The organism is Nostoc sp. C96, assembly GCF_059384975.1.
In genome coordinates, this window is sequence record NZ_CM182020.1 from 3,612,879 (window position 1) to 3,626,004 (window position 13,126).

The 13,126-nt window shown below is 41.0% G+C and carries 16 protein-coding genes; 7 read left to right on the top strand and 9 right to left on the bottom strand.

Annotated elements, in window-relative coordinates; genetic code table 11:
- The first annotated feature begins 83 nt into the window (after positions 1 to 83).
- Positions 84 to 593, top strand: coding sequence for an FHA domain-containing protein (locus AC504W_RS15400; RefSeq protein WP_494873181.1), 510 nt, complete (start codon positions 84 to 86; stop codon positions 591 to 593).
- Positions 594 to 697: 104 nt separating this feature from the next.
- Here AC504W_RS15400 and AC504W_RS15405 read toward each other — a convergent pair whose 3' ends face one another.
- Positions 698 to 1,045, bottom strand: coding sequence for a hypothetical protein (locus AC504W_RS15405; RefSeq protein WP_103126744.1), 348 nt, complete (start codon positions 1,043 to 1,045; stop codon positions 698 to 700).
- Positions 1,046 to 1,239: 194 nt separating this feature from the next.
- Here AC504W_RS15405 and thyD point away from each other — a divergent pair, with 194 nt between their 5' ends.
- Positions 1,240 to 2,160, top strand: a complete 921-nt coding sequence (gene thyD, locus AC504W_RS15410; RefSeq protein WP_494873182.1) for a thylakoid membrane protein ThyD — start codon at positions 1,240 to 1,242, stop codon at positions 2,158 to 2,160.
- A 51-nt stretch (positions 2,161 to 2,211) separates the two neighbouring features.
- Here the strand turns inward: thyD and AC504W_RS15415 are convergent, their stop codons facing one another.
- From AC504W_RS15415 to AC504W_RS15425, 3 genes are all read right to left on the bottom strand, one after another.
- Complete coding sequence (locus AC504W_RS15415; protein ID WP_096577720.1) at positions 2,212 to 2,454, bottom strand: DUF8620 family protein; 243 nt, start codon at positions 2,452 to 2,454, stop codon at positions 2,212 to 2,214.
- A gap of 142 nt (positions 2,455 to 2,596) precedes the next feature.
- Complete coding sequence (locus tag AC504W_RS15420; RefSeq protein ID WP_494873183.1) at positions 2,597 to 3,019, bottom strand: tetratricopeptide repeat protein; 423 nt, start codon at positions 3,017 to 3,019, stop codon at positions 2,597 to 2,599.
- Between the two features lie 80 nt (positions 3,020 to 3,099).
- Positions 3,100 to 3,456, bottom strand: coding sequence for an iron-sulfur cluster assembly accessory protein (locus AC504W_RS15425; RefSeq protein WP_494873184.1), 357 nt, complete (start codon positions 3,454 to 3,456; stop codon positions 3,100 to 3,102).
- 317 nt (positions 3,457 to 3,773) lie between these two features.
- Here AC504W_RS15425 and AC504W_RS15430 point away from each other — a divergent pair, with 317 nt between their 5' ends.
- The 4 genes from AC504W_RS15430 to AC504W_RS15445 all read left to right on the top strand — a co-directional run bounded on the left by AC504W_RS15430 (position 3,774) and on the right by AC504W_RS15445 (position 9,376).
- A complete protein-coding gene (locus AC504W_RS15430) occupies positions 3,774 to 5,405 on the top strand; it encodes a DUF6930 domain-containing protein (protein ID WP_494873185.1) in 1,632 nt (543 codons plus the stop codon).
- Between the two features lie 1,535 nt (positions 5,406 to 6,940).
- A complete protein-coding gene (locus AC504W_RS15435; protein WP_015115823.1) occupies positions 6,941 to 7,114 on the top strand; it encodes a ribbon-helix-helix domain-containing protein in 174 nt (57 codons plus the stop codon).
- A gap of 354 nt (positions 7,115 to 7,468) precedes the next feature.
- Positions 7,469 to 8,908: a 9,9'-di-cis-zeta-carotene desaturase gene (zds, locus tag AC504W_RS15440; RefSeq protein ID WP_494873186.1), complete on the top strand. Its 1,440-nt coding sequence runs from the start codon at positions 7,469 to 7,471 to the stop codon at positions 8,906 to 8,908.
- 24 nt (positions 8,909 to 8,932) lie between these two features.
- A complete protein-coding gene (locus AC504W_RS15445; protein WP_096577730.1) occupies positions 8,933 to 9,376 on the top strand; it encodes an SRPBCC family protein in 444 nt (147 codons plus the stop codon).
- A 102-nt stretch (positions 9,377 to 9,478) separates the two neighbouring features.
- Here AC504W_RS15445 and AC504W_RS15450 read toward each other — a convergent pair whose 3' ends face one another.
- From AC504W_RS15450 to AC504W_RS15470, 5 genes are all read right to left on the bottom strand, one after another.
- Positions 9,479 to 9,697, bottom strand: a complete 219-nt coding sequence (locus AC504W_RS15450) for a type II toxin-antitoxin system HicB family antitoxin (RefSeq protein WP_494873187.1) — start codon at positions 9,695 to 9,697, stop codon at positions 9,479 to 9,481.
- A complete protein-coding gene (locus tag AC504W_RS15455) occupies positions 9,690 to 9,902 on the bottom strand; it encodes a type II toxin-antitoxin system HicA family toxin (protein ID WP_494873188.1) in 213 nt (70 codons plus the stop codon). The genes AC504W_RS15450 and AC504W_RS15455 overlap by 8 nt, the downstream gene beginning before the upstream one ends.
- Before the next feature lie 60 nt (positions 9,903 to 9,962).
- Entirely contained in the window at positions 9,963 to 10,202 is a 240-nt protein-coding gene (locus AC504W_RS15460) for a 2Fe-2S iron-sulfur cluster-binding protein (protein ID WP_494873189.1), read from the bottom strand.
- 15 nt (positions 10,203 to 10,217) lie between these two features.
- Positions 10,218 to 11,693 (bottom strand): cobyric acid synthase CobQ, encoded by a 1,476-nt coding sequence (cobQ, locus tag AC504W_RS15465; RefSeq protein WP_103126726.1) that lies wholly within the window; start codon positions 11,691 to 11,693, stop codon positions 10,218 to 10,220.
- A gap of 272 nt (positions 11,694 to 11,965) precedes the next feature.
- A complete protein-coding gene (locus AC504W_RS15470; protein WP_494873190.1) occupies positions 11,966 to 12,370 on the bottom strand; it encodes an Npun_F0494 family protein in 405 nt (134 codons plus the stop codon).
- A 178-nt stretch (positions 12,371 to 12,548) separates the two neighbouring features.
- Here AC504W_RS15470 and AC504W_RS15475 point away from each other — a divergent pair, with 178 nt between their 5' ends.
- Positions 12,549 to 12,986, top strand: coding sequence for a peroxiredoxin (locus tag AC504W_RS15475; protein WP_494873191.1), 438 nt, complete (start codon positions 12,549 to 12,551; stop codon positions 12,984 to 12,986).
- The last annotated feature ends 140 nt before the right edge of the window (positions 12,987 to 13,126 follow it).

Consider the following 13,126-nt stretch of genomic DNA (forward strand, 5'->3'; position numbering starts at 1 on the left):
TAGAACATTCCTGTTCTACTCTTCTCAGTCAGAATAGCTTTCAAGTTTGTCAGAGTTATTACCACAGACTGTAGTACGTAAGAATGGTAGGAAACAATAATAGACCAACACTAATCAATCAAAATTTCGCTGATAGTCATAACGATATATCAATGGCACCAGAAACTAATGAAAGCCATCTACTGATTCTTGAAGATGATCAGGGTCGCAAAGAATTTTCTCTAGAAAGTTCTGTTTACTCTATTGGTAGAGACCGAGATTGCAACATCCGTTTAGTCTCTCAGTTTGTCTCTCGCCGTCATGCTACCTTAGTACGATTGCCAAGAGGGCAAAACACTCATAGCTATTACTATCGGATTGTCGATGGTGATGCTAAAGGTAAACCCAGTGCCAATGGATTGATGATTAACGGCCGCAAAATCCCGGCTCACGATTTAAAAAATGAAGACGAAATCGTTTTTGGCCCCCAGGTACGTGCCATCTATTATCTCTTGAGAAATACTCAGCGCTCAGGACAAACAGATTCCAGCGAATATGATATTACCCTCATCAACCCCGGTATGACCGACGACCCAGAAGACATGGAAGATTAAACACTAGTTAATTTTCAGATAGATGTTGACCATTAGCTAACTCGTTTTTCAATACCCAAATTTGTCAGAGATAGCTTTACCCAAAGCCAGCCTAGTCAGCGATGTCAACCGGCAAGACTTTCAATTAAATGCCAATGGCGACTGTGTTCAATCTCCTGCTTGACAAATTCAAACATTTGTCGGCAGTGATTATCCAGTTGGAGTGGCAATTCCTCATTTTTAATAACGATATTCATCCGGGATTCTGTTTCCGTAGCGCTTGATCTGTCAATGAATACTTCCACCTTGACCAATTTGGAGAACGAAACATTACCCGGAATCTCACGAGCCAGAATGTAATCAGCGTTGTAATACTGAATTTCCAAATCACAGCCTTGGAGAAGATCTAAAAGTAACGGCTGAAGATGGTCAATAGAAAGAGAAATCGTAAATGAACAGGTATAGCGAGCCATAATAGCCCCAAGTATTGCAACACTCCGTCCATCGTATAATACCGAAGCCATCAAACGGTAATTCGTTACAGATTGATTACATAAAGGTACTGGGAAATAAGCTAAAACTAAGTGCTTTTCATCAATATCCCAGAGAAACACAAGTTGAAAAATTGATAAAAAACTTTAAAATAAGGCTTTGGTGGAAGTGCATTATGAAGGTAGCAATTACTGGCGCAACAGGATTAGTCGGTAGTCGTTTGGTAGAACGACTCCACAAAGAAGGTCATCAAGTATTGGTGTTAACGCGTAACTCTGGCTTTGCTCAAAAGGTTTTTCCCCCCACAAATTTCCCAAATGTTGAGATTGTTACTTATACTCCAACTACATCGGGTGCTTGGCAAGATGCAATTGCCGGTTGCGAAGCTATAGTTAATCTCGCTGGTGAACCTATTGGTGAGGGACGCTGGACAACAGAACGCAAGCAAGAAATCCTCAACAGTCGTCAGCTAGGTACTCAGAAAATAGTTGAAGCCATAACTAAAGCTAACCCTAAACCTAAAGTGTTAGTTAATACTTCAGCTATTGGTTACTACGGTACAAGTGAAACCGCAACCTTTGATGAAACCAGTGTCTCTGGCAATGATTTTCTGGCTCAAGTCTGTCAAGCTTGGGAAGCAGAAGCCTCAAAAGTGAAAGAAGCTGGGGTGCGACTCGTAATTTTGCGGTTTGGCATTGTTCTCGGCAATGGTGGTGCCTTAGCCAAAATGATTCCACCTTTTCAACTCTTTGCTGGGGGGCCAATTGGCAGTGGTCGCCAATGGTTTTCTTGGATTCATCTTGACGATTTAGTTAACTTAATTTTGCAAGCTTTAAATCAGTCAAATATGCAAGGGGTATATAACGCCACTGCTCCAAATCCAGTCAGAATGAATGATCTTAGCCAAACTCTAGGCCAAGTATTGCATCGTCCTTCTTGGCTACCTGTTCCAGCTTTTGCCATTGAAGCCCTGCTGGGAGATGGCGCAATTGTGGTGTTAGAAGGTCAACAAGTTTTGCCGAAACGTACTTTAGAATCTGGTTTTGCTTATCAATATCCGAATTTACAACCAGCTTTGAGTCAGATTTTAAGATAAAAGTCAATGGTTAATAGTAGCAAAATTGAACTATTGACCATTGACGAATAATTAATCAGCCTGAAATTTGCGAGATACCCAACTGATAATTCCGCTGAGAATTGCGCCTCCCATCAAAATGCCAATTGCTGGGTTAAATACTGGCTGCCAAAGCTGATGCCATAAATCAAGACCCAAATTTATCCCCGCAGCATCACCAAAAACCGCGATCGCAAACCAACCAAAGCCAAATAAAACCAAGAATACATCGGCTACCAAAATCAAGTTCAGCCAATTTAACAATTTATCTTTCATATCAGAATTAGAGAATAGAGACTAGGACTAGGAATTAGAGCCTAGAGACTAGAGACTAGGAACATAAGAATCAAGAACTAGAAATTAGCTATTAGATATTGACGATCATAGGAATCTTACTCTAACCTCTAGCCCCTAACCGCTATTCTTCAAATAACCACTTCTTGACTTTTAGTAAACTATCCCAGTCTGGTTTTCTATTCAGACCGTCTTCAATACTATTTTTGATTTCATCGCGCCATTCTGGGTTCACCAAGAATAACTGTTGTACAGCATCAATATGTTGACGCAAGCCTTTTTGACTAGTTTCTAGCATTGCTAAAGCTAGATTAACTCTGGCTTGAGGGTCTTGTGGGCTTAACTTGACTGCTTTTTGTGCGGCTTTATAAGCTGAGTTGCCTTTGTTATCTAACAGATACAACCATGCTAAACAAATCCAAGCTGCACTAGTTTTAGGAGCGCGATCGCATACCTCCTTAAACACAGGGATCAAAGAATCCACTGCTTCACCAGCCTTATAGCGTTCCAAACCCGTATCAAACAGGGATTCAACAGTGTTAGTCATTAGTCATTAGTCATTAGTCAATGGTCAATGGTCAATGGTCATGAGTAAATACAAAGGACAATTGACAATTGACAATCTTACTACACACCAAATGACTTACCACAACCACAGGTTTGGTTAGCGTTGGGATTGGTGAACTGAAAACCACCGCCAATCATCGCATCGCTATAATCAAGCATTAAGCCATAGAGGTAAAGCAAGCTTTTGCGATCGCAAATAATTTGGAAGCCATCATAGTCAAAAACTTCATCCTGGGGGGTGATCTTGCTTGTATCCTCAAAGTCCATCATATAAGACATCCCAGAGCATCCGCCTTGGCGTACGCCTACCCGCAGGCACAAATCTTGTCCTTGCCTTTCTTGCAGGAGTTTGACTTGGCGCAAGGCTGCTTCGCTTAACAGAATGCCGCGTTGTTGAGGCTGCGTTGCTTGTGTCATCTTTTGTTAACTCCTTATAACTAGTAACCTGATAGAAGCTGATGGTTGCTGCTGGGTTAATGGGTAATTTTTGTATATATTCTAGCGATATTAAGGACAGAAATTGCCAATTGTAAACACTCTGTCAAAAGCAGCCAAAGCTTTTTATTCTAGAATTGAGAGACTCGGTATATTGATAGATTCGGTATTTTCAGAATTTCAGCCTTGTGGCAGCCTGAGTCGCAATCCCTCTTCAGGTGCAGCCCGGAAAGTCTCCTCCCAGGCGAGCCATCCCCAACAATTGACATGCAAATTGCTTCCTTTGATTAACTGACTCTATGACAAGTTTTAATCGCTCTACCAGTCGTCGGTTGAATAAATTACCTCAAATTCCTTCTGTGTGGGAGGGCGATCGCCGTCCATTATCATCACCCATCCCACATCCTGATTCATCCGCCAATGGTGATTGCATTCTTTGGGTTGATGGCTCACAAGGTGTTGTCCGTGGTATGGACGTAGTACCTCCTGAAACAGGCCCGGAAGCAATTGTTCGCACCCTTATGCGGGCAATGGAGCATCCCCACAGCCCTGCTAAACCTGCTAGACCTCACAAAATTGTGGTCAGAGACCGAGAAATTCAATTTTACCTACGCGGCGTATTACAAGATTTGGATATTGCCATTGACTACGCCCCAGAATTACCGTTAATTGATGAATTATTTCGCGGTTTTGCGGAAGTTGTTGATAGCCAAATCCCAGATTTACCACCACAGTACGCCCAAGCTTTGCAAGAAAAAGCATTTGCTCTTTGGCAAGCAGCTCCTTGGGAATTTTTGGAAGAGCAACAAATCTTATCTATAGAAATTAATAAATGGGATGTCGGGACGCTTTATGCCTCAGTTATGGGTATGTTGGGGATGGAGTATGGCATTTTGTTTTATCGTTCGGAAGAATCACTCCAACGATTTCGTGCCGCCGTTTTACAAAGTGAAGAGTCGCAAGGACGTTTAGAAGAAGCTTTTCTCAAGCAAGATTGTCTGTTTCTCACTTTTGAAAGTCTAGATGCTGATGACGAAGATGAGGATGAAATTGACAATTTATCAGAGATGCCTTTAGCTGAAATTGCCCCAACATTCGGCAATATTCACCCCTTAGAAGGACTGCGGTCTGTTTTATATGATGAAGAGGCACTAGTCGTTTATGTTGCCTTAGAAAGCCTGTGTCGCTTCATTCGTGATCACCGTCGGCAGTTACGTGATGAAACTTTCCCTGAACTCAGCCATCGCTATCGGATTTCTCTACCAGAATCAGATACTGGCACGAAATCAGTATCTGTGACGGTTGCTTCAATGCCACAGTTGGCAGCTGAGTTAGAGGAAATGGCAGGGTTTGGTGTGTCGGAGTCGGAAATGGCAACACCAGATTTACCAATATTCCGGTCTTTACGCGATGACTTAATTCCTGAAGATTCTTTTCTGAGTTTGGGTGTGGTTTCGTGGGAGATGCTGGAGTATCTGCGTAAAGGGGTAACTTATCATCCCGCTGGCGAAATTAAGCAGGTAGGCGATGGATTACCTGTAATTTTGATTCAAACTTCCCGCCCCAAAGCTAAGACTGTCATTGAAAATATAGAGGCGGCAGGTGGACTACAAGCCATTTGCTTTAATCCTGGAGCAGATCCTTTTGATGGCGATCGCTACGATTTGGGTTTGTTACAAACTCAAAATGGTGAATTGTTTCTCTTCGGTGAATTTTTAGATGATGATCCCATTCATGTCGAAGCTCGTAAAAAATGGAATCAGCGGTGTAAAAATACCAAAGGTTATTGCGGTTTAATCATAGCCAAAGGGCTAACAGGGTCGGCTCGTGGTAATCCTCAACTGCGTGATATGGTGGCTTTGTTTGAAGCGCGATCGCTTTCACCAAAAGATTTAGGTCTGGGAATGCTGCAACTTATGCCGCAGTTGTAATTCCCACAAATACTCGGCAATCACCATAACTAAATTGAGAATCTCCCCAAACCACAGTTGTTGGATATTTCGCTGTGCTTAATTCACCTGAGTTCAACACTGCTCTTATTGGTCTACTCTGGAGAAAAACCGCATCAAACCAGCTTTTTCAGCTTTTTTGTCTAGAACATATAAAAAAATCAGGATTTAGTTATCTGACAAGTGAAATACGAGTATGTGCGATTCTTTTAACCAAGATTCGCGGTGATGTTCCCATATTTCTGATGCGCTCGCTTTGTGCAGTTAATTACTTTATACAAAGTTCATGAAGCATAGATATTATTTGGCTTTTTAGTAATGTTTTTACTACATGATGCTATTCGCCGCAGAGATATTTTTCTTTCAAAGTAATTATGGAATCAAATAAGCTTTGATCTTTATCCTAAAAATTTAGGAATATTCTTTTTCTTGATAATCATTAGCATCATATTTCTAGGAAATTACTTAAATCTTTATTTGCTATTAATTTTCTTTGTATTTTCTTTATAAAGTTGAGAAAAGATGGTAATTAAGTATTAAATGAAGTTTATTTAAAGCCTAAAAATCATGGTTATAATAGCCTTAACACTAAAAATCAAGCAGATATTACCTTATATGGTAAGTGCTTACTAAATAATTTTATGATGGAAAATTTCCAGGAGGGCAAATTTTAATTTGCTTTGATTTTTAGATATACAAATTTAGAGATATTCCTAAATTTGTAGTGAAATCTGGCTAAATATTTGGGATAGAAAGCAGATGTTTATTTTGCTTGATAAACTTTTGAAACAAAGATGGTGATGTGTGCAGACAACACAAATATCTTTAAACATTTACGAAAATCTTTGCGGAGATTCGTAAACACGCCAAACATCACTGTATTACTACTTTTAGTAGTTACTAATAAAATCTCAAATTTAACCGACTGAGATAAAGGAGCCGACTCATGATGACTTAAACACTAAATAGGAATTTGTGGATATCTACACCCAATGAGTACCAAAAAACAGTCGCTAGATCAAAGTAAATACTTTTTCACATAAGAGCGATCGCTTATAGGTGCGTACTATTGGGTAATTACCAGCCAAATATACACACCTGATAATCAGTAGACCTATTAAGGTCTCAAGTTATTCAAAAAATTGTCTCTTAAGAAGTGTACGCTGATCTTAATAAAGCAGAGAAGTTGAAATGCTTTATGTGAATAAAAATCTTGGTAATCTCGATTGAGTGAAACTTAGGTGTCTCAAATTAATTTAGAGAATTTAATTGTCTGGTTTTCTTGAAAACATCATTAGTGCAATTGTTACAAGACATGAATGTACACTAAGGACTTTTCCTGCCACAATAGTAATCCCGTTATGATTATCTTCTGGGAAAATGATGAATAATTTGACAAAATGACGATTTTTTGTGTCTATAGCATTGCTTGTTTCTTGACACAAACTCTGATAATCTTATTCCTCCTTGTCTGGAGTCTTTTGTTGTTTTGATGGTGTTAATATACAGCAGATAGCATGATAATGACTAATAAAAAATGGGCCGTTAAACGTATCACTGTGAATTTAGCAACACAGGAAGCAGAGAAACTAGAAAAATATTGTCAGCAAACAGGTAGACCTGCGACAGATGTAATTCGAGAACTTATTCGCGGATTACCAACATCTGATGACAACAAAGAAGCAAAATAGATAGGGAAAATCAGGAATTTTTTCTACAGCGTCGTAGATTGTCGCTGGGATACCTAAAAAATCTCTATCATACTTTTTTCAGTCCACCTTTACTAAAGTTTGTGTAGCTTAACACAAGCATTTTGAATGCAGTAAATTTAGTGATCAGGAATCAAATAAAGTAATAAATGCAATTTTATTACTAGTGGGTTAAAACCCATCGTGCATCTACATACTGGTGGACTCCTGATAAATCTCTGACAATTAACTTCTAACTCAGCGAGTGTAAAACCTCGCAAATAGGCTTGATGTTAATAGCAAATTCCGACACCAACCCAGTTACAATTTGTAAAGAAACTGAAGAGGTAGGACGGAATGCGCGTTGCAATCGTAGGTGCGGGATTGGCTGGGCTAGCAACCGCTGTAGATTTAGCTGATGCTGGCTGTGAAGTCCAGATTTTTGAGTCCCGTCCGTTTGTTGGTGGTAAAGTCGGCAGTTGGGTGGATAGTGATGGCAACCATGTAGAAATGGGGTTGCACGTCTTTTTCGGCTGCTACTACCAATTATTTGACTTAATGGAAAAAGTAGGGGCGTTGTCACATTTACGCCTGAAAGAACACTCCCATACCTTTATTAATAAAGGGGGACGCACTGGTGCTTTAGATTTTCGCTTTTTCACAGGTGCGCCGTTTAATGGATTGAAAGCATTTTTTACTACTTCCCAACTATCATTACAAGACAAATTGCAAAATGCGATCGCCCTAGGAACTAGTCCCATAGTCCGAGGACTAGTAGACTTCGACGGAGCGATGAAAACCATCCGCAACCTAGATAAAATTAGCTTTGCCGATTGGTTTCGTCGTCACGGTGGCAGTGAAGGTAGCATCAAACGGATGTGGAATCCCATTGCTTATGCTTTGGGATTCATTGACTGCGAAAATATTTCTGCCCGTTGTATGTTGACTATCTTCCAGTTTTTCGCTGTGAGAAGTGAAGCTTCTGTATTGCGGATGCTGGAAGGTTCCCCTGATGGGTACTTACATAAACCTATTGTGGATTATTTAGCCGCAAGAGGCACTAAAATTTATACTCGCCGCCAAGTGCGAGAAATTCAATTCGCTGAAAATGATGGACAAACCCACGTTACTGGCATTGTAGTAGCTCAGGGCGATACTACAGAAACCATTACTGCTGATGCCTATGTCTGTGCTTGTGATATTCCCGGAATTCAGCGTATTTTGCCATCCGATTGGCGGAAATGGTCAGAATTTGACAATATTTATCAATTAGATGCAGTCCCCGTTGCCACAGTACAATTGCGGTTTGATGGTTGGGTGACAGAACTGCAAGATGCAGAGAAACGTAAACAACTTAACTATGCAGCAGGCATAGATAACTTACTCTACACTGCTGACGCAGACTTTTCTTGTTTTGCCGACTTGGCATTAACTAGTCCCAGCGATTACTATCGCCCAGGAGAAGGTTCGTTGCTGCAACTGGTATTAACACCAGGAGATCCGTTTATTAAAGAAAGTAACGAAGCGATCGCCCAGCATGTCCTCAAGCAAGTCCATGAACTTTTCCCCTCATCGCGGGAACTCAACATGACTTGGTATGGTGTCGTCAAACTTGCCCAATCTCTCTATCGAGAAGCGCCAGGGATGGACGCATATCGCCCTAACCAAAAAACTCCTATACCAAACTTCTTCCTAGCAGGTAGCTACACCCAGCAAGATTATATCGATAGTATGGAAGGAGCGACAATTTCGGGAAGACAGGCGGCAAAAGCGATTTTAGAGACGATCAAGCAGTAGCGAACCCTAGAGGAATTACATAGAATGTCAGATTGGCTAGAGCATAGCGTACAGGTAGAAGTAGAAGCTCCCATTGATTTAGTGTGGAGTCTGTGGTCTGATTTAGAGCAAATGCCTCGTTGGATGAAATGGATTGATTCGGTGAAAATCCCGCCTGATGATCCAGAAATATCTATTTGGAAACTCAACACTGGCGGTTTAGAATTTACTTGGAAATCTCAAATTCTTAAAGTTATTCCCAACCAAATTATCCAATGGAAATCAATTGATGGGTTGCCCAACCAAGGAGCAATTCGTTTTTATGATCGCCACAATAGTAGCATCGTCAAACTATCTGTGTCCTATGCCATCCCTGGCATCATTGGCAAAATTATGGATAACTTGTTTTTAGGAAGAGTTGTAGAATCAACTATTCAAGCTGATTTGGAAAGATTTAGACAATATGCTTTAAATGTTAAAGCTAACTGAACTGCCTACAACTTACTTTGTACAAAGGGAAGGCAGAAGCAGGATTTGTAAGCCTTTCCTCAAATATTTCATACAAGTAAGTGTATTATTAACAAGTTTAAATTAAGCAGCGTTAAAAACTGTTGGCGGTGGAAGTGGATCACCCACAGCTTCATAAGCAATAATCAAAGATTCAAGTGCTTCAATGCCATTGGCAACAGCTGACTCGTAAGTATCCCCATGAGTGCGCCAACGTTGTCCAGGGAAATCAGGAAATCCTACCAAGAAGCAATCATCTTCTTCCGACCACTGAATCACCATTTGGTACTTGAGTTTACTCATCTTGTTTACTACTCTCTACTGCCTCAATTGCCTGTTTGACTTCCTTTTCTTGGTAGCGTTGAGCATCTGCTCCATCTTTGCCCGCAATCGTGATTTTTCCAGCATACAAAGGATGTACCCAGTTATTGTGACTGCCTTTGCCGGCTAGTTCTGTAAAACCAACTTGGCGAAGCATTTGCTTAAGCTCTCGAATTTTCTTAGGCATTTATTTAAATTTAAATTAATTTACTAATGCCATCTATCCAAATCTTGAAAAATTCAAAAACTACCAAGTTGGGTCGCTAAACAAATGTATCCTCAACTCCTCATTGGTTGGCGGTATTGCGGAAATACAAGCACGGATGACATCGCCATCTTCCAGTTCTACGGTACAGGCGTGACACGAACCCATAAGACAGCCAGTGGGAATCATCACTCCAGCACGTTCGGCTACATCTAAGAGTGCTTCTCCCACTTCGGCATTGATGGTGACATCATCTGGTAAAAATCGCACGCTAACACTCATGAAATTTTCGGCTAATTACGACAAAAAGGGTGTTAAGTCTAAATGGCGCTCTACTTCCGTAGCCAGTGAGTCTAAGATTTGCTCTCGCTGTTCTCGGTAGTTGGCTACACCTGTGGGTAAGGATTTCAAACCTCGCTGTTGACGCAGGCGATTTAACCAAGCTCGTCGCCAAGGGCCATTGTCAAACAATCCATGCAGATAAGTACCCCAAACTGATTGACAACTATCCACCAACCCTAGGTTAACATCATCGAATAACGCTTGAAACGCTTGACTATCTGGTGGTTGTTCGATGCGCGATCGCCCTTGGTGAATTTCAAACCCATTGACAGGTAAGCCCATCTGCGGGAAGTTTGAGCTAACTTGGCGCTGACGAGCAATTTTTTGTCCGGTAATGACGGTTCTAATGGGCAATAAATTTAAACCTTGGAATCTCCCTGCTTGTCCTTCTATACCTTCGGGGTCAGCAATAATTTGTCCTAACATTTGATAGCCGCCACAAATCCCTAAAACTGTACCACCAGAAGCAGCATAATTTTGAATTGCTTCTGCCATACCGCTTTTCTGCAATAAAATTAAGTCGGCAATGGTGGTTTTTGTCCCTGGAATAATTACCGCGTCTGGGTGTCCTAGGTCTTGTTTTGGACTTAGATATCTCACAGAAACTGTCGGTTCTGATTCTAAGGGGTCAAAGTCGGTAAAGTTGGCAATTCTGGGTAAGCGGATGACAACTATATTGAGGTCAGCTTGAGTTTTATATGATTTGCGATCTAGTAAGTCGAGGGAGTCTTCAGCGGGAAATAGTTCTTGAAAGTAAGGTAAAACGCCAATTACAGGTTTTTTGGTGCGTTCTTCTAGCCATTTTATCCCTGAATCTAAGAGCGATCGCTGCCCACGGAATTTGTTAATTACAATACCTTTAATTAAATCCCGTTCATCTGGCTCAAGCAACTCTAAAGTTCCGACTACATGAGCAAAAGCACCACCACGGTCAATATCTACTACCAAAATTGTCGGTGCATTTAAATATTTTGCTATCCGCATATTTGTCAGGTCGCGGTGCTTGAGGTTAATTTCTGCTGGACTCCCTGCACCTTCGCAAACCAACATATCAAATTCGGTGGATAGATGTTGGAGAGATTCTTCTATCGCCCGCCAGCCTAGGTCAAAAAACTGCTCGTAGTAATCTGCTGCTTTGACTCGCCCTACAGATCTACCTTTGACAATTACCTGGGAAGTCATATCACCTTGGGGTTTGAGTAAGATGGGATTCATTTCTACCCAAGGAACCACCCCAGAAGCCCAAGCTTGTACCGCCTGTGCATAACCAATTTCGCCCCCATTAGCAGTGACATAAGCATTTAAAGCCATATTTTGACCTTTAAAGGGAGCCACTCGCCAACCACGCCGCGACAACAAACGGCAAATAGCAGTAGTTAACAGTGATTTCCCTGCGTGGGATGTTGTTCCCACTACCATAATTGCTTTCATACTTAATGTCGGTTTTTTATAAGAGGTGGAATAGGTTATGAACAGGTGATATCGCCATCCGTTCATCAACAGTTATACGCTAAGAAGCTAACAGAACTACAGGTAGGAAAAATATCCACACCTACGTTAATGCCCCATATTACTTACATAACTCTTATCAAAATCTGTAAAAATTGGTCAGATGTTGATGAAGAATTTATATTGGGTTTGATGCTTCCGTAGATATATTGTTCCCTTTTGTAACCTAAATATTAACTTTAAAATTTTCAATTCTAAAAAGGTAGTCTCAACCAACGGATGCCTGCATTGTACAGGTAATCTTGCCAGGAAGGGGCAGGCCAATTTTTGCCCTGATATTTTTCTATTAGTTGATAACCTAAAGGCGTGAGGCGAAAACTATCAGTAATTCCCTGTCCATCAACTTCGCGCCGCAGTACACCGACTTGGATTAACCAGTCTAAGGCGTTGTAACAAGTCAGTTCTGATAAGGGACGCTGGGTATAACCTTGCTGGATACCATTTTCTAGGGCGATCGCATTTAATGGTACACTCTGGTTACGCATGGCTGTGAATAAACCAACAGTGAAAGGACAACAAATCAGCGATCGCTCTGCTCTTTCTACTGTGGTACGTGAGTAAGAGAAGATTTTTGAGGTTGGGGAATTAATTGTAGCCATTTAAGTATATTGTGGTGATTGGACGAAAATTTCAGTATTTTAAATTACCAGTTACTTACTGCGCTAAAAATTATTTAGATATTGGTATTTACACTGTTTTTTTAGTAATTCATTTAATCATTGTAAATTATTGTAAAATTTCAAAGTCATCAACAAACTGAAACAGGAAAGGTTCACTATGCCTCTAGCAGTTGGTACGGATGCACCTGCATTTACCGTCAAAGATACTAATGGCAACACTGTCTCATTGTCTGATTTTAAAGGTAAGACAGTTGTTTTGTATTTTTATCCCAAAGATGACACTCCAGGTTGCACCAAACAAGCGTGTAGCTTCCGTGATGCTCAAGAGCAATATCAAGGTAAAGATATAGTGGTTTTGGGTGTGAGTGCCGATGATGAAGTGTCTCATCAAGCTTTTACTCAAAAATTCAATCTGAACTTTCCACTGCTGGCAGATACCGATAAGTCTCTCATTCAAGCTTACGATGTTGATGGTGGTGGTTATGCCAAGCGTGTCACCTATGTCATCGATCCTAATGGCACAATTGTTCATGTTGATGCCAACGTGAATACCTCTAACCACGCCAGCGATATTTTAGCGGCACTGGGTCTGTAATTTCTCAATCCAAAATCTGTCTTGGAAAGTTTGCTCAACGCTGGGAACCCGCGCACGCAAGTTCTCTCCGCACGCAACGCCAGTTGCTTCTCCTAATCGGAGACGCTACGCGAACAAGCCGGGGAACCCGTCCAACGCAC

What these genes read in the sequence shown, in the direction of transcription:
- AC504W_RS15455 (WP_494873188.1), bottom strand. Translation starts at nt 9,902, where the DNA reads ATGCCTAAGAAAATTCGAGAGCTTAAGCAAATGCTTCGCCAAGTTGGT.
- AC504W_RS15470 (WP_494873190.1), bottom strand. Translation starts at nt 12,370, where the DNA reads ATGGCTACAATTAATTCCCCAACCTCAAAAATCTTCTCTTACTCACGT.
- AC504W_RS15430 (WP_494873185.1), top strand. Translation starts at nt 3,774, where the DNA reads ATGACAAGTTTTAATCGCTCTACCAGTCGTCGGTTGAATAAATTACCT.
- AC504W_RS15460 (WP_494873189.1), bottom strand. Translation starts at nt 10,202, where the DNA reads ATGAGTGTTAGCGTGCGATTTTTACCAGATGATGTCACCATCAATGCC.
- AC504W_RS15400 (WP_494873181.1), top strand. Translation starts at nt 84, where the DNA reads ATGGTAGGAAACAATAATAGACCAACACTAATCAATCAAAATTTCGCT.
- AC504W_RS15405 (WP_103126744.1), bottom strand. Translation starts at nt 1,045, where the DNA reads ATGGCTCGCTATACCTGTTCATTTACGATTTCTCTTTCTATTGACCAT.
- AC504W_RS15450 (WP_494873187.1), bottom strand. Translation starts at nt 9,697, where the DNA reads ATGAGTAAACTCAAGTACCAAATGGTGATTCAGTGGTCGGAAGAAGAT.
- AC504W_RS15435 (WP_015115823.1), top strand. Translation starts at nt 6,941, where the DNA reads ATGATAATGACTAATAAAAAATGGGCCGTTAAACGTATCACTGTGAAT.
- cobQ (WP_103126726.1), bottom strand. Translation starts at nt 11,693, where the DNA reads ATGAAAGCAATTATGGTAGTGGGAACAACATCCCACGCAGGGAAATCA.
- AC504W_RS15445 (WP_096577730.1), top strand. Translation starts at nt 8,933, where the DNA reads ATGTCAGATTGGCTAGAGCATAGCGTACAGGTAGAAGTAGAAGCTCCC.
- AC504W_RS15475 (WP_494873191.1), top strand. Translation starts at nt 12,549, where the DNA reads ATGCCTCTAGCAGTTGGTACGGATGCACCTGCATTTACCGTCAAAGAT.
- thyD (WP_494873182.1), top strand. Translation starts at nt 1,240, where the DNA reads ATGAAGGTAGCAATTACTGGCGCAACAGGATTAGTCGGTAGTCGTTTG.
- AC504W_RS15420 (WP_494873183.1), bottom strand. Translation starts at nt 3,019, where the DNA reads ATGACTAACACTGTTGAATCCCTGTTTGATACGGGTTTGGAACGCTAT.
- AC504W_RS15415 (WP_096577720.1), bottom strand. Translation starts at nt 2,454, where the DNA reads ATGAAAGATAAATTGTTAAATTGGCTGAACTTGATTTTGGTAGCCGAT.
- AC504W_RS15425 (WP_494873184.1), bottom strand. Translation starts at nt 3,456, where the DNA reads ATGACACAAGCAACGCAGCCTCAACAACGCGGCATTCTGTTAAGCGAA.
- zds (WP_494873186.1), top strand. Translation starts at nt 7,469, where the DNA reads ATGCGCGTTGCAATCGTAGGTGCGGGATTGGCTGGGCTAGCAACCGCT.